This is a genomic window from Acinetobacter sp. B-6 (assembly GCF_056930735.1).
The window spans coordinates 237276-256724 of sequence record NZ_JBXPBY010000002.1 but is presented as its reverse complement, the minus strand read 5'-3'; the positions used below and the strand labels follow the sequence as shown (position 1 = coordinate 256724).

Annotated in this window: 17 protein-coding genes and 1 other RNA gene; 14 read left to right on the top strand and 4 right to left on the bottom strand. The window is 37.6% G+C overall.

Features of this window, described 5'->3' with window-relative positions; translation table 11 throughout:
• Positions 1 to 139: 139 nt before the first annotated feature.
• The 12 genes from rimO (at position 140) to lpxA (ending at position 12485) form a co-directional block, all read left to right on the top strand.
• Positions 140 to 1483 carry a 30S ribosomal protein S12 methylthiotransferase RimO gene (gene rimO / locus AC1Z3T_RS03905; RefSeq protein ID WP_005031951.1) on the top strand — a complete coding sequence of 448 codons (1344 nt, stop codon included), beginning with the start codon at positions 140 to 142 and terminating at the stop codon, positions 1481 to 1483.
• A 65-nt stretch (positions 1484 to 1548) separates the two neighbouring features.
• Positions 1549 to 2277, top strand: a complete 729-nt coding sequence (pyrH, locus tag AC1Z3T_RS03900; protein ID WP_004830468.1) for a UMP kinase — start codon at positions 1549 to 1551, stop codon at positions 2275 to 2277.
• 73 nt (positions 2278 to 2350) lie between these two features.
• Positions 2351 to 2905: a ribosome recycling factor gene (gene frr, locus AC1Z3T_RS03895; RefSeq protein WP_004830469.1), complete on the top strand. Its 555-nt coding sequence runs from the start codon at positions 2351 to 2353 to the stop codon at positions 2903 to 2905.
• 8 nt (positions 2906 to 2913) lie between these two features.
• Positions 2914 to 3663, top strand: coding sequence for a polyprenyl diphosphate synthase (gene uppS, locus AC1Z3T_RS03890; RefSeq protein WP_004830470.1), 750 nt, complete (start codon positions 2914 to 2916; stop codon positions 3661 to 3663).
• 2 nt (positions 3664 to 3665) lie between these two features.
• Positions 3666 to 4490: a phosphatidate cytidylyltransferase gene (locus tag AC1Z3T_RS03885; RefSeq protein WP_042085510.1), complete on the top strand. Its 825-nt coding sequence runs from the start codon at positions 3666 to 3668 to the stop codon at positions 4488 to 4490.
• Positions 4491 to 5687: a 1-deoxy-D-xylulose-5-phosphate reductoisomerase gene (ispC, locus tag AC1Z3T_RS03880; protein ID WP_009586993.1), complete on the top strand. Its 1197-nt coding sequence runs from the start codon at positions 4491 to 4493 to the stop codon at positions 5685 to 5687.
• A 2-nt stretch (positions 5688 to 5689) separates the two neighbouring features.
• Positions 5690 to 7045, top strand: coding sequence for an RIP metalloprotease RseP (gene rseP / locus AC1Z3T_RS03875; RefSeq protein WP_262539985.1), 1356 nt, complete (start codon positions 5690 to 5692; stop codon positions 7043 to 7045).
• Between the two features lie 36 nt (positions 7046 to 7081).
• Positions 7082 to 9610, top strand: a complete 2529-nt coding sequence (gene bamA / locus AC1Z3T_RS03870) for an outer membrane protein assembly factor BamA (protein WP_483396467.1) — start codon at positions 7082 to 7084, stop codon at positions 9608 to 9610.
• 42 nt (positions 9611 to 9652) lie between these two features.
• On the top strand, positions 9653 to 10138 hold the full coding sequence (locus AC1Z3T_RS03865) for an OmpH/Skp family outer membrane protein (protein WP_042085500.1): 486 nt from the start codon (positions 9653 to 9655) through the stop codon (positions 10136 to 10138).
• Positions 10139 to 10141: 3 nt separating this feature from the next.
• Positions 10142 to 11212, top strand: a complete 1071-nt coding sequence (lpxD, locus tag AC1Z3T_RS03860) for a UDP-3-O-(3-hydroxymyristoyl)glucosamine N-acyltransferase (RefSeq protein ID WP_100885358.1) — start codon at positions 10142 to 10144, stop codon at positions 11210 to 11212.
• Between the two features lie 2 nt (positions 11213 to 11214).
• A complete protein-coding gene (fabZ, locus tag AC1Z3T_RS03855; RefSeq protein WP_004719745.1) occupies positions 11215 to 11700 on the top strand; it encodes a 3-hydroxyacyl-ACP dehydratase FabZ in 486 nt (161 codons plus the stop codon).
• Entirely contained in the window at positions 11697 to 12485 is a 789-nt protein-coding gene (lpxA, locus tag AC1Z3T_RS03850) for an acyl-ACP--UDP-N-acetylglucosamine O-acyltransferase (RefSeq protein WP_004830478.1), read from the top strand. Before fabZ ends, lpxA begins: the two co-directional genes overlap by 4 nt.
• 79 nt (positions 12486 to 12564) lie before the next feature.
• On the opposite strand, the gene AC1Z3T_RS03845 is transcribed toward lpxA, so the two are convergent.
• Positions 12565 to 13437 carry a YbgF trimerization domain-containing protein gene (locus tag AC1Z3T_RS03845; RefSeq protein WP_026040395.1) on the bottom strand — a complete coding sequence of 291 codons (873 nt, stop codon included), beginning with the start codon at positions 13435 to 13437 and terminating at the stop codon, positions 12565 to 12567.
• A 1404-nt stretch (positions 13438 to 14841) separates the two neighbouring features.
• On the opposite strand from AC1Z3T_RS03845, the gene AC1Z3T_RS03840 reads away from it, so the two are divergent.
• Together AC1Z3T_RS03840 and ffs are read left to right on the top strand one after the other, a co-directional pair.
• A complete protein-coding gene (locus AC1Z3T_RS03840) occupies positions 14842 to 15954 on the top strand; it encodes an OmpW/AlkL family protein (protein WP_419319509.1) in 1113 nt (370 codons plus the stop codon).
• 253 nt (positions 15955 to 16207) lie between these two features.
• Positions 16208 to 16304: signal recognition particle sRNA small type (ffs, locus tag AC1Z3T_RS03835), an RNA gene on the top strand.
• Positions 16305 to 16406: 102 nt separating this feature from the next.
• Here the strand turns inward: ffs and AC1Z3T_RS03830 are convergent.
• The 3 genes from AC1Z3T_RS03830 to AC1Z3T_RS03820 form a co-directional block, all read right to left on the bottom strand.
• Positions 16407 to 17021: a regulatory protein RecX gene (locus tag AC1Z3T_RS03830; RefSeq protein WP_004830482.1), complete on the bottom strand. Its 615-nt coding sequence runs from the start codon at positions 17019 to 17021 to the stop codon at positions 16407 to 16409.
• A 128-nt stretch (positions 17022 to 17149) separates the two neighbouring features.
• Positions 17150 to 18580, bottom strand: a complete 1431-nt coding sequence (locus tag AC1Z3T_RS03825; protein ID WP_100885356.1) for a class I adenylate-forming enzyme family protein — start codon at positions 18578 to 18580, stop codon at positions 17150 to 17152.
• A 1-nt stretch (position 18581) separates the two neighbouring features.
• Entirely contained in the window at positions 18582 to 19430 is an 849-nt protein-coding gene (locus AC1Z3T_RS03820; protein ID WP_100885355.1) for an SDR family NAD(P)-dependent oxidoreductase, read from the bottom strand.
• Positions 19431 to 19449: the final 19 nt, after the last annotated feature.

The following is a 19449-nucleotide window of genomic DNA, read 5'->3' as shown; positions in this document are numbered from 1 at the left end:
TGTTCCAAAATGGTGCAATGTTGGAATTTTATTATTTGATTGGATGTATTTTGGTGCATTATACAAAGAGTCGTGTTTCCACCTGTTTTTATCTCTGGAAAAGTCATACAATACGCGGATTATAGTGGAGCGCAGATTCATGAAGTCCCCCAAAGTCGGTTTTGTATCTTTAGGTTGTCCTAAGGCATTGGTAGATTCTGAACGAATTTTAACTCAGTTGAAAACTGAAGGTTATGATGTTGCATCAGATTATGATGGTGCTGATTTAGTTGTTGTGAATACCTGTGGTTTTATTGAATCTGCAGTACAAGAGTCTTTAGACGCTATTGGCGAAGCCATGAGCGCAAATGGTCGTGTAATTGTTACTGGCTGTTTAGGTAAAGACGAAGACAAGATTCGCCAAATGCACCCTAATGTACTCAAAGTTACAGGTGCTGCTGCATATCAGGAAGTGATGGAAGCTGTACATCAGTATGTTCCAGAGCCACCTAAGCACAATCCTTTTATTGACCTTGTCCCAGAGCAAGGAATTCGTTTGACCCCAAAACATTATGCCTACTTAAAAATATCAGAAGGATGTAACCATCGTTGCACGTTCTGTATTATTCCAAGTATGCGTGGTGACCTTGTATCACGTCCTGTGGGCTCAGTGTTGAGTGAAGCACAAGCATTGAAAAAAGCAGGGGTAAAAGAAGTCTTGGTGATTTCACAGGATACTTCTGCTTATGGTGTTGATACTAAATATAAGCTTGATTTTTGGAATGGTCAGCCTGTTAAAACCAAGTTCTATGACATGTGCGAAGCATTAGGTCAGTTAGGAATTTGGGTGCGTTTACATTATGTCTATCCATATCCGCATGTTGATGCGGTGATTGACTTGATGGCGCAAGGCAAAATCCTGCCATATCTAGATATTCCTTTTCAACATGCCAGTCCGCGCATCTTAAAATTGATGAAGCGACCAGCCCATAGTGAAAATACATTAGAGCGTCTAAAATTATGGCGTGAAAAATGTCCTGAACTGGTGATTCGCTCTACATTTGTAGTTGGTTTCCCAGGTGAAACTGAAGAAGATTTCCAAATTTTACTGGATTGGTTGCAAGAAGCTCAGCTTGATCGTGTCGGTTGCTTTACTTACTCGCCTGTAGAGGGTGCGACTGCCAATGATTTGCCAGATCACGTTCCAGAAGAAATTAAGCAAGAGCGCTATGAACGCTTTATGGAAGTTCAGCAAGCGATTTCTGCTGCCAAATTACAAAAACGTATTGGTCAAACCATGACAGTTTTAGTGGATGATCTTGAAGAAGAATTCCCTGTGGCTGTTGCACGTTCTTATGCGGATGCACCTGAAATTGATGGTAACGTATTTGTTGAAGATATTGATAAATCATTGATTAAAGCAGGTGACTTACTTGAAGTCGAAATCACAGATGCAGATGAATACGATTTATTTGCAAAGTTGATTAAAATTAAATCGGCATAAAAGTAATTGATTTCAAATTGATTGAATACGAATAAAATTGTAGATATAAGTATTGGAGTTTTGTGATGTTAGATTCTAAAAAGCCGCGCTATGAGCGAATTTTGCTCAAACTTTCGGGTGAGGCGCTTGCAGGTAATAAAGACATGGGGATTGATGCCCCTGTGTTGGATCAAATGTCTTTATCTATTGCACACTTGGTCGGTTTAGGTGTGCAAGTCGGTATTGTTGTTGGTGGTGGTAATTTATATCGTGGCAGTCAACTGCAAAAAGATGGGCTTGTTGGTCGAGTAACAGGCGATCAAATGGGTATGCTTGCGACTGTCATGAATGGTCTGGCATTACGTGATGCTTTGGTACGCCGTAACATTAAAACACGTTTAATGTCTGCGCTTCCAATTGGTGCAGTAGTAGAGTCTTATTCAAGCCGTGATGCAATTCGTCATCTTACTCAAGGTGAAGTTTGTGTATTTGTTGCAGGTACGGGTAACCCATTCTTTACTACTGATACAGCAGCGTGCTTACGTGGTATTGAGATTGAAGCTGATCTTATTTTAAAAGCAACAAAAGTAGATGGTGTCTATAACAAAGACCCAAGTAAATATGACGATGCAATTAAATATGATCATTTAAGCTTTGACCAAGTATTGGATGAGAAACTTGGTGTGATGGATTTAACGGCAATTTGTTTGTGTCGTGACCATAATGTACCACTTCAAGTGTTTGATATGAACAAATCAGGTGCATTACTTTCTGTAGTAATGGGTGAAAAAGAAGGGACACACGTTACAAACTAATGTACGTGTGGGATAAAGCTCTTTATACTACTGCAATTTTACGTTATACACATTTATAAGTAAGGAAGATCATATGATTAACGATCTTAAAAAAGACGCTGAAGACCGTATGAATAAATCATTGGAGTCTTTGGAACATGGTTTTGCAAAGGTTCGTACAGGTCGTGCGCATCCATCAATCCTCAATGGTGTTATGGTTCCTTACTATGGTTCTGATGTGCCATTAAACCAAGTTGCAAACGTTGGTGTTGAAGATTCACGTACTTTATTGGTACAGCCATTTGAGCGTTCAATGGTATCTGCAATTGATAAAGCGATTCGTGAATCAGACTTGGGTTTAAACCCAGTAACTGCTGATGCAATTCGTGTACCGATGGCTGCATTGACTGAAGAAACACGTAAAGACATGCAAAAAGTTGCACGTAATGAAGCTGAAAATGCCAAAGTTGCGATTCGTAACATTCGTCGTGATGTTTTGGGTGATATTAAGGCATTATTGAAAGATAAAGAAATTTCTGAAGATGATGAGCGCCGTGCAGGTGATGATATCCAAAAAATTACAGACAAGTTTGTTGCTGAAGTAGATAAACGTCTTGCTGCAAAAGAAGCTGAATTGATGAAGGTCTAAGATTTATAATGACCGCATCTGAAGACAATCATCTTCCAAAACATGTTGCCATCATTATGGATGGCAACAATCGTTTTGCTAAAAAGAAACAACTACAAAAAGGTGATGGGCACCGTGAAGGTAAAAATGTCCTTGACCCAATTGTAGAGCATTGCCGTAAAGTGGGTGTTCAAGCCCTGACTGTATTTGCGTTTTCAAGTGAAAATTGGAATAGACCACAGTATGAGGTTGATTTGTTAATGAAATTGTTGGAAGAAACAATTCATGAGCAAATTCCCCGTATGGAAAAATTCGAAATCGCGTTGAGATTTATTGGTGATCGTAGTCGGCTTTCTCCAGAGCTACGTGAATTAATGTTGCATGCTGAACAAAGGACTGCTAAGTTCAGTAACATGACTTTAACAATTGCTGTGAGTTATGGTGGTATGTGGGATATTACAGATACTGCACGTAAGCTTGCGCAACAAGTCAAAGATCGAAAAATTGATGTGAATCAAATCAATACTGAATTATTTGCACAACAAATAAGTTTGGGCGATTTGCCACCTGTAGATTTGTTGATTCGTACTGGCGGTGATTACCGCTTATCTAACTTTTTATTGTGGCAAGCTGCGTATGCTGAGTTGTATTTCACTCAGACTTTGTGGCCTGAGTTTACGGTACAAGAGTTGGATCATGCGTTTAATATTTTTTCAGGGCGAGAAAGACGTTTCGGAAAAACATCTGAACAAATTCAACAAGAACATATAGAGAACTGATAATGTTAGAGCGGATTATAACCGCATTGGTATTGGTTGCAGTCGTGCTGAGTTGCATGTTTGCAACAAAATCACAATATCCGATGTTAGTGTTAATGATTATCGCAGCTGGGGCGGCAGGTTATGAGTGGTTTAAACTCATGCCACATGAATCTGACTCTGTAAACAAGTTAAAAGCTGCTGGATTTGGTTTACTCACCGCTATCTTTTCTGGTTTAGCATTATATTTTAATGATTTGGCACTTATCCTTTGGAGTGCATCTATCCTCACTTGGTTGTGTAGCCTGTATTGGGTTAAAAATTATCCTGAATATGATGGTTGGTACAATGTTACTTTAAATATCGTTGGATTGGTGCTGATCAGTGCTGCTGTTACTGCTATTTTTGAAGTGTGGAAGAGTTCACCGTGGTGGCTGATGTACCTGTTTTTACTGGTTTGGGGTGCGGACAGTGGTGCATATTTCGTTGGACGTAAATTTGGTAAACGTAAATTGGCACCAGATGTGAGTCCAAATAAATCTATTGAAGGTTTAATTGGCGGGATTGTCACAGTTGCTATCGTTATTGTCATTGTTCAATCGATTTACCTACATTTAACGCTTTCACAACATATTCTTTTCCTTGTTCTGTCCATTGTGACGGTATTTAGTTCAGTGTTAGGCGATTTGTTTGAATCTATGATTAAACGTCGTGCTGGAATTAAAGATTCAGGTCGTATCCTTCCAGGGCATGGTGGGGTACTTGACCGTATTGATTCATTGCTTGCTGCAGCTCCTATTTTTGCAGCAGGAATGTATGTTTTAAAACTTATTGGTGTAGATTTATAGATGTCACAATCTGTTTGTATATTAGGTGTTACAGGTTCTATTGGGCGCAGTACTTTAAAAATTTTAGAACAGCATCCAGATCAGTATTCGGTTTTTGCTGTGACTGGATATAGTCGAATAGAAGAACTGAGTGAAATATGCAAACAGTATCGACCGAAGTATGTGGTTGTACCTTTCAGTAAAGTTGATGAATTAAAACAACGCTTAAATACATACAAGATTACAGATATTGAAATCTTGAGTGATGAAGCAGGTTTGATTGAAGTTTCTCAACATCCTGATGTGGATGTGGTGATGGCTGCAATCGTTGGGGCTGCAGGATTGCTCCCAACATTAGCTGCAGTAAAAGCAGGTAAGCGTGTATTGCTTGCAAATAAAGAGGCCTTGGTGATGTCGGGGGATCTGATGTTGCAAGCAGCTCAAGAACATGGTGCTTTATTGTTGCCTGTAGATTCTGAGCATAATGCGATCTTTCAGTGCCTTCCACAAAATTATTTGCAGATTGAGCGTCAAGGCGAACCGTTGTTAGGGGTAAAGCAAATCTTATTGACCGCTTCAGGCGGTCCTTTTTTGAATCATACGCTTGAACAACTCCAAACCGTAACACCAGCACAAGCTTGTAAGCACCCAAATTGGTCAATGGGGCAAAAAATCTCTGTTGATTCTGCAACATTGATGAATAAAGGCTTGGAATTAATCGAAGCGTGTCATTTATTTTCAATTAAAGAACAATTTGTTACAGTTGTTGTTCATCCACAAAGTATCATTCATTCAATGGTTCAGTATGTGGATGGTTCGACTTTGGCTCAAATGGGTAATCCAGATATGTGTACCCCGATTGCACATGCACTAGCATGGCCTGAGCGGATTGAAACACATGTCCCACCTTTAGATCTATTCATCCATTCGCAACTCGATTTTCAAGCACCAGATATTGTTCGTTTTCCAGCACTTAAGTTGGCTCGTCAAGCCATGCAGTCTGGAGGACTCTCACCATCAATTCTGAATGCAGCCAATGAAATCGCTGTTGCAGCTTTTTTACAGGAAAAGATTGCTTTCTTGGAAATTTCACAAGTGGTTGAACATACTTTAAATCACGTTCAAAATGGTTCAGCAGATTCGATTGAAACGATTTTGCAGACAGATCAACTTGCCCGCCAAGTTGCTTCACAACGCATTATACAATTGGGACGCTGATCATGAGTGTACTATTTATCATTGTCGCTGCGATATTGCTATTGGGTCCATTGATTGCAATCCATGAATTTGGACATTATTGGGTAGCACGAAAGCTTGGTGTAAAAGTCCTTGTTTATTCAATTGGATTTGGTCCAACTTTATTAAAATGGACCTCTAAAAAATCAGGTATTCAATATCAACTGTCAGCTTTGCCGCTCGGTGGTTATGTCAAAATGCTGGATGAGCGTGAGGGCAATGTGAGTGCAGAAGATCTGCCTTTTGCATTTAATCGTCAATCTCCGTGGAAGCGCATCGCCATTGTTGCAGCAGGACCATTTATTAACCTGATTTTTGCAATTTTATTATTTTGGATTTTATTTTTACCAGCACAGGAACAACTGAATACACGTGTCGGTGCTGTTTTACCGAATACGCCTGCAGCGACTGCTCAGATGCAAGTGGGTGATAAAATTGTTGCGATTGATGGTACACAAGCAAGTACCTGGGAAAAGTTGAATTACGCAATTGTTGATCGTGTTGGCGAAACGGGTCATATTGATGTACAAGTGGAGCGTAACGGGCAAGCGCAAAGTTTTGCTTTACCCATTAAAGATTTCTTAAAAGATCAAAGTCAGTCACCATTTGATGTGCTTGGCTTTACTCCTTATCGACCGCATATTCCTGCCACTGTCTATAAGTTAAGTGCAGACGGTGCTGCAATTCGTCAAGGGATGAAAGAGGGTGATCAAATCATTTCGATCAATCAGGTGAAAATGAAAGATTGGTTTGATGTGGTAGATGTGGTACAAAAATCACCTGAAAAGTTACTCAATGTGGATGTGTTACGTCAAGGGCAAATTGTACATTTACAAGTGATGCCTCAAGGTAAACGTGACAACATGGGGAATGTGACAGGTATGTTGGGTGTGCAAGCACAGACCGATAAATTGTCTATTCCTGCTGAATATAAGCAAACCATTCAATACAATCCTGCTGAAGCATTTGTTGTTGCTGTTGAAAAAACAGGGCAACTTTCAGCAATGATTTTGAATTCTATGGTCAAAATGGTACGTGGCTTAATTGGATTAGATAATTTATCTGGTCCAATTACCATTGCTAAAGTCGCTGGTCAAAGTGCTGAAATGGGGTGGCAAACCTTTATTTCCTTTATGGCTTTGATGAGTGTAAGTTTGGGGATTTTAAATTTATTACCTATTCCAATGTTGGATGGCGGACATTTGGTTTACTACATTATTGAAGCAATTCGTGGTAAGCCTGTTTCTGAACAAATACAATTGGTTGGGCTAAAAATTGGTATGGTACTGCTCGGTAGCATGATGCTTCTTGCAATATTTAATGATTTTATGCGTTTATAACGCGATACTGGATTAACTTACTGGAAAATAATAGGCATGCAGCACTCACATTTATTTATGCCATTGGCACTCGTTAGTGCAATGGCAGCTGTACAGCAAGTACACGCGGCAGATGAGTTCATTGCACGTGATATTCGTGTAGATGGATTGGTTCGTTTAACGCAACAAAATGTTCTTGCACTTTTACCAATAAATAGTGGTGACCGTGTTAGTGATCCAGTTATCGCAGAGTCTATTCGTGCTTTGTATGCATCAAATCTTTTTGATGATATTCAAGCTTCAAATCAAGATAATGTATTGGTTTTCAAAGTTGTTGAACGTCCTGTTATTTCAAAGATTAACTTTAAAGGCAACAAACTCATACCTAAAGAAGCTTTAACAGACGGCTTAAAGAAAATGGGGCTGGCTGAAGGTGAAGTGTTGAAAAAATCAGCATTACAAACTTTGGAAACTGAATTAGAGCAGCAATATGCTCAGCAAGGTCGTTATGATGCTGACATTAAAGTTGAACAAGTTGCACGTCCAAACAACCGTGTTGAACTGAATATCAATTTTAATGAAGGAAAAGCTGCTAAAGTTTTTGATATCAATATTATTGGTAATACTGTCGTTAGTGATGATGATATCAAGCAAGCATTTGCTGTAAAAGAAAGTGGTTGGCTTTCTGTGATTTCTCGTAATGACCGCTATGCTCGTGAAAAGATGTCTGCGAGTTTAGAGTCGCTACGTGCATTGTATTTGAATAGAGGTTATATCAACTTCGATATTAACAGTTCAAACCTCAATTTGAGCGAAGACAAAAAACATATCTTTATTGAAGTTTCGGTCAATGAGGGTGAGCAATTTAAATTTGGTGAGTCTAAATTCTTGGGTGATGCGTTATATAAACCTGATGAACTCAAAGCATTGCAAATTTATAAAGATGGCACAACCTATTCACAAGAAAAAGTGAATGCGGTGAAACAACTTTTACTTCGTAAATATGGTAATGCGGGTTATTACTACGCGGAAGTGAACGTTGTCCCTGAAATCAATAATGAAACCCATGTGGTGGATTTAAACTACTATATTAATCCAGGTCAACAAGTCACAGTTCGACGCATCAATTTTACAGGGAATACCAAAACTGCTGATGAAGTGTTACGTCGTGAAATGCGTCAAATGGAAGGTGCTTTAGCAAGTAATGAAAAAATTGACTTGTCTAAGGTGCGTTTAGAGCGTACAGGTTTCTTTAGTAAAGTTGATATTAAACCTGTGCGTGTACCGAATACACCAGATCAAATGGACTTGAATATTGATGTTGAAGAGCAACATTCAGGGACCAGTACATTGGCTGTGGGTTATTCTCAAAACGGTGGTATCACATTCCAAGCAGGATTAAGCCAAACCAACTTTATGGGTACGGGTAATCGTGTTGCAATTGATTTATCTCGTTCAGAAACTCAAGATTATTATAATCTAAGTGTTACAGATCCATACTTTACCATTGATGGGGTAAGCCGTGGCTATAACATGTACTACCGTAAAACCAAGTTGAATAATAATTATAACGTCAACAACTATGTGACTGACAGTATTGGTGGTGGACTTACCTTTGGTTATCCAATTGATGAAAATCAAAACATCAGTGCGGGTTTAAATATTGATCAAACCAAGGTGACGACTGGTGCTTATGTTTCGACCTATGTGCGTGATTATTTAAAGGCGAATGGTGGAAAAACAATTGGTACGAGTACATATTGTGATGGTGACTGGAAAGCATTGGATCCTGCAAAACCTGATGATCTTTCATGTGTAGATTCGAATAATAATGTAAAAGACTTAACAACTTTTGAATCTGAATTTGAAGGTAAGTTTTTAACTTATAACTTAAATTTAGGTTGGTCATACAACACCTTAAACCGCCCGATTTTCCCAACCAGTGGTATGGCACATCGTGTAAATGCTGAAATAGCATTACCTGGCAGTGATGTTGAGTATCAAAAGATCACTTATGATACTCAGGCATATTTCCCATTAGGACGAGATTTTGTTTTACGTGGTTATGGTAAGTTGGGTTATGGTAATGATTTACCATTCTATAAAAACTTCTATGCGGGTGGTTTTGGCTCGGTACGTGGTTATGACAACAGTACTTTGGGACCTACTTACCCAGGTGTGACGTATAACGAAAGAAAAACCAAAGATTATGATCCGGAAGAAGTCGGTGGTAATGCTTTAGTGCAGTTCGGTACTGAGTTGGCGTTACCTGTACCATTCAAAGGAGACTGGGCACGCCAGATTCGTCCAGTGGTTTTTGTAGAAGGTGCACAAGTATTTGATACCAACTGTAGTACAGCAACGGGTGACTTGTATTTAAATGGCTCAAAAGATCCGATCTCTGCAAAACAATATTGTAAAGACAACTATGACTTTGATTTAAGTAACATGCGTTATAGTGCTGGCGTAGGCTTTACATGGATCACCATGATTGGACCACTTTCATTGAGTTATGCCTACCCATTGAACGATAAACCAGGCGATCAAACTAAAAATATCCAATTTGAGATTGGTCGTACTTTCTAAGTACGATCTTTCTTTAATATTTAAAGACGATAAGGAACACATATGAAAACAATGAAAATGATGGTGATGGGCTTAGGCTTAGGGTTTGCTGGACTGGTTCAAGCAGCGGGCTTTGGTGTGGTTGACTTGGAAAAAGTTGTAGAGAGTAGTACGTTCTTAAAACAGCAAAATGCAAGTTTAGAGCAATCTGTTAAACCGCAAACCACTAAATTAGAACAAATCACTAAAGATATTGAAGCGTTGAAGCAAAAAGCTCAAGCTCAAGGTGCAAATGTTCAGCAAATCAATGCGCAATACCAAGCTAAAGTAAATGAATTCCAAACGATTCAGCAAGGTGTTCAGGCAAAAGTTCAGAGCACAATTCAAAATACCAATGCGACTTTTGAAACGCGCGTAAAGCAAGCTGCTGAACAATTGCGCCAAGAAGCAGGTTTAGACTTTATTTTGAATAAAAATTCAGCACTTGCGTATGACGCAAAGAATGATTTAACTGCTAAAATGATCCAAAAGGTTAATGCAATTAAATAATCAATGCGATCAAATCAATTTCATCTCGATGAATTAGCTCAACTTGTTCAGGGTGAGCTAATTGGTCAACCAAAGTTGCTACTCAGTGGACTTGCGAGTTTAGAACAGGCTCAATCTCATCATATTGCTTTCGTCAATGGCGATAAATATTTAGCTGAAGCACAGAATTCTAAAGCTGGTGCTTTAATTGTGACAGCTGCGTTAAAAGAGCAACTTTCTAATCATCAGAATTTCATTGTGGTTGCAAATCCATATCTTGCTTTTGCAATGCTTACGCATCAATTTGAAATTAAAGTGATGAAACGTGGCATTGAAAGTACAGCTCAGATCTCTCCATCTGCGATTATTGCTGATGATGCTTATATTGGGCATTATGTGGTAATCGGTGAAGATTGTGTCATCGGTTCCAATACGATTGTTCAATCTAATACTCGAATAGATGATGGTGTTGAGATTGGTAAAGACTGCTTTATTGATTCTCAAGTCACACTGACTGGTCAGACTAAGATTGCAGACCGTGTCCGAATTCATGCCAATACGGTGATTGGTGGCGAAGGTTTCGGATTTGCACCTTATCAAGGAAAATGGAATCGTATCGCGCAGTTGGGTTCTGTCCGTATTGGAAATGATGTGCGGATCGGTTCAAACTGTAGCGTGGATCGTGGTGCCTTGGATGATACGATTATCCATGATGGTGTGATTATTGATAATCTTGTGCAAATCGCGCATAACGTTCAGATTGGTGAGAATACGGCTATCGCTGCGAAGTGTGGTATAGCCGGCAGCACAATTATTGGCAAAAACTGTATCTTTGCTGGTGCTGTTGGGGTGGTTGGTCACATAAAAATTGCCGATAATGTGACGATTACTGGAATGTCAATAGTCACAAAAAGTATTTCTGAAGCAGGTTCTTATTCTTCAGGAACTGGACAATTTGAAACAAATCATTGGAAAAGAACAGTTGTTCGCTTAAGACAATTAGCAGATGTGCCATTGACCAAATTGGTGAAACAAATAGATCATATGCAGGCTCAAATCGAGTCCATTGAATCAACTTTAAAGTCGCGTAAATAATTATGACTGAGTCTAAATCTCTACCTTTTACGGTTCCTGAATTACCAATGCAAACCCAAACGATTCGTGAGTATCTTCCTCACCGTTATCCGTTCTTGCTTGTAGATCGTGTAACTGAAGTTACAGAGAATGGGATTGTAGGATACAAAAACGTTTCAATTAATGAAGAATTTATGCAAGGTCATTTCCCTGGCTATCCAATTATGCCGGGTGTTTTGATCGTTGAGGCGATGGCACAGGTTTCGGGTGTGCTTGGTTTTATCATGAATAATGAAAAACCTCGACCTGGTTCGTTGTTCTTATTCGCTGGCGCTGAAAAAATACGATTTAAAAAACAAGTCGTACCAGGTGACCAACTCGTGCTAAAATCTGAATTACTCATGCAAAAACGTGGCATTTACAAGTATTTATGTACTGCCAGTGTTGACGGCGTGGTAGCAGCGACAGCTGAAATTATCATTTCTCATCAGAAATTAGAGCAGGCATGAGCAGTAACGATTTAATACACCCAACCGCTATTATTGACGCTTCTGCAGTGATAGCACCTGATGTTCAAATTGGTCCCTATTGTATTATTGGACCTCAAGTGACCATTGGTGCTGGTACCAAACTCCATTCACATGTTGTGATTGGTGGGTTTACCCGAATTGGAAAAAACAACGAAATTTTTCAGTTTGCGAGTGTCGGTGAAGTTTGTCAGGATTTAAAATATCAAGGTGAAGAAACTTGGTTGGAAATCGGTGACAACAATAAGATTCGTGAACATTGCAGTCTACATCGTGGAACTGTACAAGATCATGGATTAACCAAAGTGGGTAGCAATAACTTACTGATGGTCAATACGCATATTGCACACGATTGCCAGATTGGAAATAACAATATTTTTGCAAATAATGTTGGTATTGCTGGTCATGTTCATATTGGTGACTTTGTTATCGTTGGTGGAAACTCGGGTATCCATCAGTTCTGTAAGATTGATTCTTACAGTATGATTGGCGGAGCATCACTCATCCTAAAAGATGTACCAGCTTATGTGATGGTTTCTGGTAATCCTGCACATGCATATGGTATGAATGTTGAAGGAATGCGTCGTAAAGGCTGGTCTAAGAACGTGATTCAAGGCTTAAGAGAGTCTTTTAAATTGATCTATAAAGAAAATTTAACGACTGAACAGGCAATTGAACGCATTCGCCAAGAGATTCTTCCTGAAGTTGAGGAAGCGCAATTGCTGATAGATTCTGTATTAGAATCTAAACGTGGTATTGTGCGTTAATCATTTCATGATAAAAAGCTGAATATAAAAAATGCCTCACGATGAGGCATTTTTTATAACTAACACAATGACTTTGTTTTTAGCCCTTTTTGAAATAACCTGCTTCTTCAGACTTAGGGTAGGTGCTTAACAATTTACTTTTATAGACATTTGCTGTTTGCGTATTTTTATTGACATCTTTTGCAATACTATAAAGTTGGTATAAAGCACGTGGTGCTTTTGACGAGTTAGGGAATTTAGCAGCGACGATCTCGTAATTCTTTTTAGCTTCATTGTAGTTCGGTGGATCAATTGCCAATTGAAACTCAGCCAACCAAAAATAAGCATTTCCTGTATAAATACTGTTTGGATAATTTTTAATAAAATTTTGCATTGGCGCAATGGCTTGTTTTGCACCACCTTTCTTATAAGCATCTAAAGCAACAGTATAGGCGGCTTTTTCAAGCGCAATAGGATCACTGGTATTGTTACTGTTTGTAGGTGTTGCTGAGGTTTGAGCTGTTTGTGTTGCAGGTTGCTGTTGTGTGGCTGTTTGATTCGGTGCTGCTGTCTGTGTGGTCTGTTCTGGATTTTCGACAGTAGGATTTGTCGTCGGTGCATTTTCAGCAGGTGTTTGTTGTTCTTGAGAATTATTGTCTGGCTCTAACTTTTGGTTCAATAACTCAAGACGTTGATCGAGGTCGGTATAGCGATTGCTTAGTTCTTTATTGAGCTGATCAATAGCGTGATCTTGTTCTTCAATTTTGCCACGTAATTCACGAATCTGATTTTCGAGTTGCTGATTCTTTTGAATAAGATCCCAATTCATATTTCCAGTAATTGGAGCAGGGGAATTCGCTATATCATTTCCTGAGGACGCGTTGCTTAATCCACGAGACTCAATTGGAATCGCATATAAAGATGCTGAACTGAGTAAGGCAATCGAAAAGAGAGCATGCTTTTTTAGCATAATTGAAAATCCATTAAAGTCAAAATCTTCCCAAATAAGGAATAAAGTTGCTTGAAAACCAGTAAATGTGATCATTAAAAACGGCTAGAAGCGGAATTGCAAGGTGCTTTTACAATGTTCAGATAATTCTAGTGGAATGTGAAGGCTTTTTGTAATAAATCCGTTGATCAATGGGGAATTAAGCTTTTGAGATGACGAATGTGTTACAGCAATTTGTCTAATGACTGTGGTTGCAATCAAGCCATTGTTATTTATTGAGTACATTTTATTTATCATGGTTGCGCTGAATCTTTGTTATGGATAAAGCAATTTAATTTTAAAAGGTAAAGTTTGTTAATTAAGTCTCATCAAAATGTCTGAATTCTCGATTATATCAAAACCAGTATGGGTTTCTGGATCGATGTCACAGTTTTGTTAGGCATTGACGAATGTTTAAATTTAATAGAACAAGTGCGAGTAGGTATTATTTATCATTTTATAGTCAATCTGTTGAAAAACTCATACAGTAAATATAATTTCTAGATCAATAAAATCAATGCGATAAATATATTGTTTACTGATATAAAGCTTGCAATGCCACGTTTTACATTTAAAGTTTAAATTGTTTTGTGTAGATGGTGTTTCACTCTTGCGCTGGAAACAAACTAGTGCTTTTTTTTTGCTCATATATCCCCACTCAACATGGCGACCATCCATGTCGCTTCGCGATAGCAAAACAATCAGTAAATCAAAAATTGTTTAAGCAAAACTTTTAAAAATTCATATAAAAAGCATAAAGTTGATTGAAGATGAATCACTTGTATGTAAATAGGCGGTTTGACTATATTTGTTAAAAATGATGATTGGTTAATCATATTGAGTATTCTTTCTTATCTTTGATAATAGGGAAGCTTCGAGATCGGTCAAACTTTGAGAAAAAGTGAAAAGAGGGTGAGCTATTCTATGAAATTTTCATTATATAAATATGCTAGCTTGATTTTTATGTGTGTTACTCCATATTTGATATTAAATTTTTAATATTAATATTATTTTTTAAGTTTTATTTATGTCTAGATCACAAATTTAATCATTATGTACAAAACGAAATACATTTTTGTTTGAGAGTGTATGATTATTTTGTGTATTATATTGGGACTGTGAACTTTTTTTATATTTGATGAAGTTGATGCTTTGATTATATTTTTAAAAACGATAAATTATTGAAGTGTTTTTAATTTTCAATAAATTTATGATTTTATTTTTGAATCATTTTAAATTATATTTTTGAATTTTTATAATAATGATATATAGATTTTTATAATTAATCATTTTCACTTCGTCTGAATTTAAATGTCAAAATTGTTTTTTTGTATACATTCTTAATGTGAATTATTTAGTAAAAATAAATTTATATTTAAGGATGAGTGTATGAAAAATCAGCTATTGTATGTAAACATTGTACTTGGCGTATCATACTTATTTGCTAGTCATATGGTATATGCTCAAGATTTTAAAAGATTTTCCATTTCAGCGGGTTGGCTGAATGTGCGGTCAACAGGAGATGCTCAACCTTTCAGGATTAATACTTCTGTTGCTGAAAAAACAATGTCTAAAGTAGGGATGATTTCAGGGGCTGCTGTTGCTAAAAATTTAGATCAAGCTCGAATCAATCAAATGGACCCGCAACTGATTAGTTTGGTCAATATGCAAGACCCTACGACAGGGAAATATGTGCTTGATAATCTTTTGGAGCTGGTCCCAAATGCGGAGAATCCTGAAGCTGCGCTTGAATATGCTACAGGTATCGCTGAAATTAATGGCTTAAGTGCATGGACGGCAAATGCAGGATTGGAAGTTAAAAACGTCAATACGGCTGGGCTAATGTTTAATTATAACATCAATGAACATGTTTCGATTCAGCTGATGGGCGGTATTCCACCTACTGTAGATTTAAAAGGAAAAGGGCAGATATATGCACCATTTTCAGCGACCTCACAGCCATTCGGCGGGGATTCCGGAAATTTATACTTAAAAAATAATTTGTTAATTACAAATTTAGATCAATATAACTATGCCGCCTCAGCACGAGCTTGGACACCAGCATTACAAGCACAATATTATTTTGGGCGACCTGGTATTAATAAATTAAGACCATTTCTAGGTTTTGGCTTTATGTATGCTTATTTCAATGAGATTAAAGTCAATGCTGGCGTTAAAAATGATTTAATTGCAGCGGGGCATATGATTCAAAATATTGATGATCATAAGGCAGGTGCTGCTTTGGATGGTAAAGCTTCAACAGGAAAAATGCGAGTTAAAGCAGATGCAAACGATGCTTTTGCTCCGATCTTTTCTGCAGGGTTTACTTATGACTTTAAACAGAATTGGTTTGCCACGGCATCTGTATCATATGCAAAACTTGACAATACAGCCACCATTTCAGTTTTAAATGACAATACTGGAAAACAATTGATTTATGCCAAAACTAAAATTCAGATTGATCCATTGATGAGCTATTTAGGCATTGGATATCGTTTTTAAAGAGAGCAGGTGAATCCTTAAATATGAGTAAGCCATAACACGTTTTAATGATGATTAAGTTTCCCCCTCAAGCCATAAAGCCCGAGTCTAATCCACTCAACTTTTTTTTATGGCTTTTTTTTATGGCTTTTTTGCAAAAGATAACCACATTGATGATGAAATAAGCAAACGAATGAATAACTTGAGAAAATCACAATGTTTGGCTTGCAAGAAAATAAAAAATCTCTATACTCTGTTCTTGCAATGGTAGCCCTGCTGGTGGTTTCGCAATTGTACTCTGAAAACCCCGCCAGGACCGGAAGGTAGCAACGGTATCAGAACTATGATGTGCCGAAATTTTGCTAGTAGGGTTGCCACCAGATTTTCTAAATCTAATAATTATCCAAAATATAATTTTTTCTTCTATTACACAATCGCTACGTACTTTATCTTTAACTCATTTTAGATATTTATTATCCATCCTCATTTTCTTTTCTAGAAATCGCTTTCATAATCGCGTCCATTTCAAAGCCACGATATTGTAAGAAACGAATTTGTTTAGCTTTGATTTTAGGGTCTTTGCTTACCTCAAAACCATATTTTTTGACTTTGAGTTGATAAGCTTGTTCATACCAATCAATTTCAGCAATATCTTCTTGTACTAAGCTTTTATCGAGATGTTTAGCACGCAAGGCCAACTTGATTCGATTAGGTCCTTTGCCTTTGCGAACTTGGCTACGAACCGTCATTTCAGCGACACGTTGATCGCTTTGATAGTTATTTTCAGATAATTCATCCACTAATGTTAAAACTTCTTCACGGCTTTGTGCCAAAGTCATCAGTTTTTCAATAAGATCTGCTTTGGAATATTCTTTACGGGTTAAGACTGCAAAAGCATATGATCGTAAACGTGTTCCCGTTAAGCCCTGTGGTGCTGGTGTGCAATCTTGATCAGCGATAAAGGCATGCTCATTATTTACCTCATTGCTTATTGTGCTAGTTGGAGGAAGAGGTGCAGTTTCATCCTCGCCAAACTGCTGCTTTAGTTTTTCATAGTCTAGCATCTTAGGAAATTTAGCTTGGCTCATATCTTTAATAACAATAACTTTCGTTGGTATTTGTCATAGTGTAGCGCCTATTTGGGGTTTTAACAGCGCATAAGCTGTACAGATAGATGAATAGGTGAACTGTCATGTCAGGCATATTATTCAATTTACTAAATAGGCTTACCAATACTGTCTGATTCAATCTGATCGATGATAAAAATCGATTTTGGACGTAAATATCGTGGTGCCTTTTGACTGATCCAATCTTGTAATTGATTGAGATCTAAATATTGTTTAAGGATGATTTTAACTGCTAAACATTGTCCTAGATCTACATCATCTACCGCATATGCTTGAGCATATTCTATGAGAGAGTGTTGGTATAAAATATTTTCTAAGTCAATTGGATAAATATTGATCCCCCCACAGATTAACATATCATCACGTCGACCTTTTAAATAATAATATCCTTGCGAATCTCGGACAGCTAAATCACCACATTCAATCCATTGATTAGGGGTAATTGACCACGCACACTTACTCCATAAAGTACCAATTTGACCCTGTTCGAGAATTTCTCCTGATAGATCAGTAATTTTAAACTCTACACCTTGAATAGCTCTACCAATACTGTCCGGATGTGTTTTTAAATCCTTAGGGGTTGCGATCATATTAATCCCAGTTTCTGAACTTCCATATAGATTGAATAATTGAATGTAAGGGTAGTGTTGTTGAACTTGATGAACCAAATGAGCACTTAAAGGCGAACTTCCTGTAATGATATGCTGGACCGAGCTGAGCATTGAGCGAGACTTAATCAGTCTATGTAAGATTGTGGGTACTAAGTTTAGACAATCAATTTGGTAGTGTTTAATCCATAAACAGGCACTTTGTACATCAAAGCGATTTTGCAAGATGACGGTCTTATGAAAGCTTAAAGCCATTAAACTTGCAGTTAAGCCAGCAGCATGGCAGATCGGTGTCATGACAAAAATCCGTTTAATTTTAAAGAACTTTAATTGTCTAAGCATGAGATCTAGTAAAGGCAGGCATTGCAGTGGATTTGAATGTCGTGTTGCTACTTTAGGAATACCCGTAGACCCTGAGGAACAGACACTAATTTTGTTAAAAAAATAGCGTTTGATATGAAAATGTTGTGAGTCGTGTTGTGGTGGAATATCTGAATAATGCTGAACTTTAATTTTTTTTAATCGCGCTAAATGCCCAATCAAATAAAAATTTTTGTGATCTAGCAGCGTTTGAAGTTTATGTTCGATTAAATTGGGGTTAATGATCACAATATCCTTGCCTAAACGACTTAAAGCAAATAAAGCAGCCAGGCTATCTAAATCTTGTTCAAGCATGAGTGCAAGTTGATTTGGAAATTGACTTTGATATTCTGGTTTTATCCATTCACAAATAAGTTGATCAGTACGATGTTTTAAATCCTGAAAACTCACCTCTACACCATCGATAATCAATGCCGTTTTATTTTTATTGATTCGGGTTTGCGCATCTAAAATACTGTATAGATGCACACCATGTTTCATAACACTGAATAACAGACTAAGACACCATTTGATTACGAATCGCCATGACATTTTACTTTTTCCGTCCAAGAATAAAGCGATAAAAATAATAAATTGGTCTTGAGAATAGACTTGATGTAACTTGTGCCCAAATTAACCACCATGGCTGCCATTGCCGTTTATGTCCGATCAGGCTATCTAAAATTGCATTTGCTGCACTTTGTGCCTGCATTGCAGGCATGTGATCATAGTGTTTGGTTGGCAAAATCATACGTGTGCGTACCAATGGTAAATAAATGATACTAGTATCAATTTGCTGAATAGCAAGTTCGGGTTGGATGGCAAGGATCCATTGTTGCATAGCAACTTTAGATGCTTGATAACTTGACCAAAGTGGGGGAGCGAATAGTTTGGCATTAATGGTAGAAACAACCAAAATTTGCCCACATTTCAGTTTTAAGTCTGGCAATAATAAACGAGTGAGTTGAGCAGGGTTGATGTAATTAATTGCAATACAGCGATCAATATCTTGAGGTCGATCTAAACTCTCCCAGATCGAACGTTGAATGGATTTACCTGCATTATGAATCAGAATATCAACGTGTAAATTTTTCTCTTGCAGACTTTGAAATATATTTTCAGCTGCTTCCAGTTCATATAAATCTGCACGGACCATTTCAACATGGCAGTGACCACGTTCTAATTCATTTTTTAGCTGTAAAAGTTTATCAGTACTTCGCGCAACTAAAATCAGGGTACATTCAGTATGTGCTAAACGTTTCGCACATGCTTCACCAATTCCAAAACTGGCACCTGTAATCAGAATCGTCTTATTTTTAAAATGTTGATCTATTTTTGCTTGAGTAATTCTTGGACCTTGAAAAAATAAAAACTCAGCCAATCTTGTAATATTTGTCTGCATAAGAATAAATGTATTTGAT

Coding starts and splice junctions, on each gene's coding strand:
- lpxD (WP_100885358.1), top strand. CDS start 10,142: ATGCGATCAAATCAATTTCATCTCGATGAATTAGCTCAACTTGTTCAG.
- frr (WP_004830469.1), top strand. CDS start 2,351: ATGATTAACGATCTTAAAAAAGACGCTGAAGACCGTATGAATAAATCA.
- AC1Z3T_RS03885 (WP_042085510.1), top strand. CDS start 3,666: ATGTTAGAGCGGATTATAACCGCATTGGTATTGGTTGCAGTCGTGCTG.
- rimO (WP_005031951.1), top strand. CDS start 140: ATGAAGTCCCCCAAAGTCGGTTTTGTATCTTTAGGTTGTCCTAAGGCA.
- AC1Z3T_RS03830 (WP_004830482.1), bottom strand. CDS start 17,021: ATGAGCCAAGCTAAATTTCCTAAGATGCTAGACTATGAAAAACTAAAG.
- lpxA (WP_004830478.1), top strand. CDS start 11,697: ATGAGCAGTAACGATTTAATACACCCAACCGCTATTATTGACGCTTCT.
- ispC (WP_009586993.1), top strand. CDS start 4,491: ATGTCACAATCTGTTTGTATATTAGGTGTTACAGGTTCTATTGGGCGC.
- uppS (WP_004830470.1), top strand. CDS start 2,914: ATGACCGCATCTGAAGACAATCATCTTCCAAAACATGTTGCCATCATT.
- AC1Z3T_RS03865 (WP_042085500.1), top strand. CDS start 9,653: ATGAAAACAATGAAAATGATGGTGATGGGCTTAGGCTTAGGGTTTGCT.
- AC1Z3T_RS03825 (WP_100885356.1), bottom strand. CDS start 18,580: ATGTCATGGCGATTCGTAATCAAATGGTGTCTTAGTCTGTTATTCAGT.
- AC1Z3T_RS03820 (WP_100885355.1), bottom strand. CDS start 19,430: ATGCAGACAAATATTACAAGATTGGCTGAGTTTTTATTTTTTCAAGGT.
- bamA (WP_483396467.1), top strand. CDS start 7,082: ATGCAGCACTCACATTTATTTATGCCATTGGCACTCGTTAGTGCAATG.
- AC1Z3T_RS03840 (WP_419319509.1), top strand. CDS start 14,842: ATGAAAAATCAGCTATTGTATGTAAACATTGTACTTGGCGTATCATAC.
- rseP (WP_262539985.1), top strand. CDS start 5,690: ATGAGTGTACTATTTATCATTGTCGCTGCGATATTGCTATTGGGTCCA.
- fabZ (WP_004719745.1), top strand. CDS start 11,215: ATGACTGAGTCTAAATCTCTACCTTTTACGGTTCCTGAATTACCAATG.
- pyrH (WP_004830468.1), top strand. CDS start 1,549: ATGTTAGATTCTAAAAAGCCGCGCTATGAGCGAATTTTGCTCAAACTT.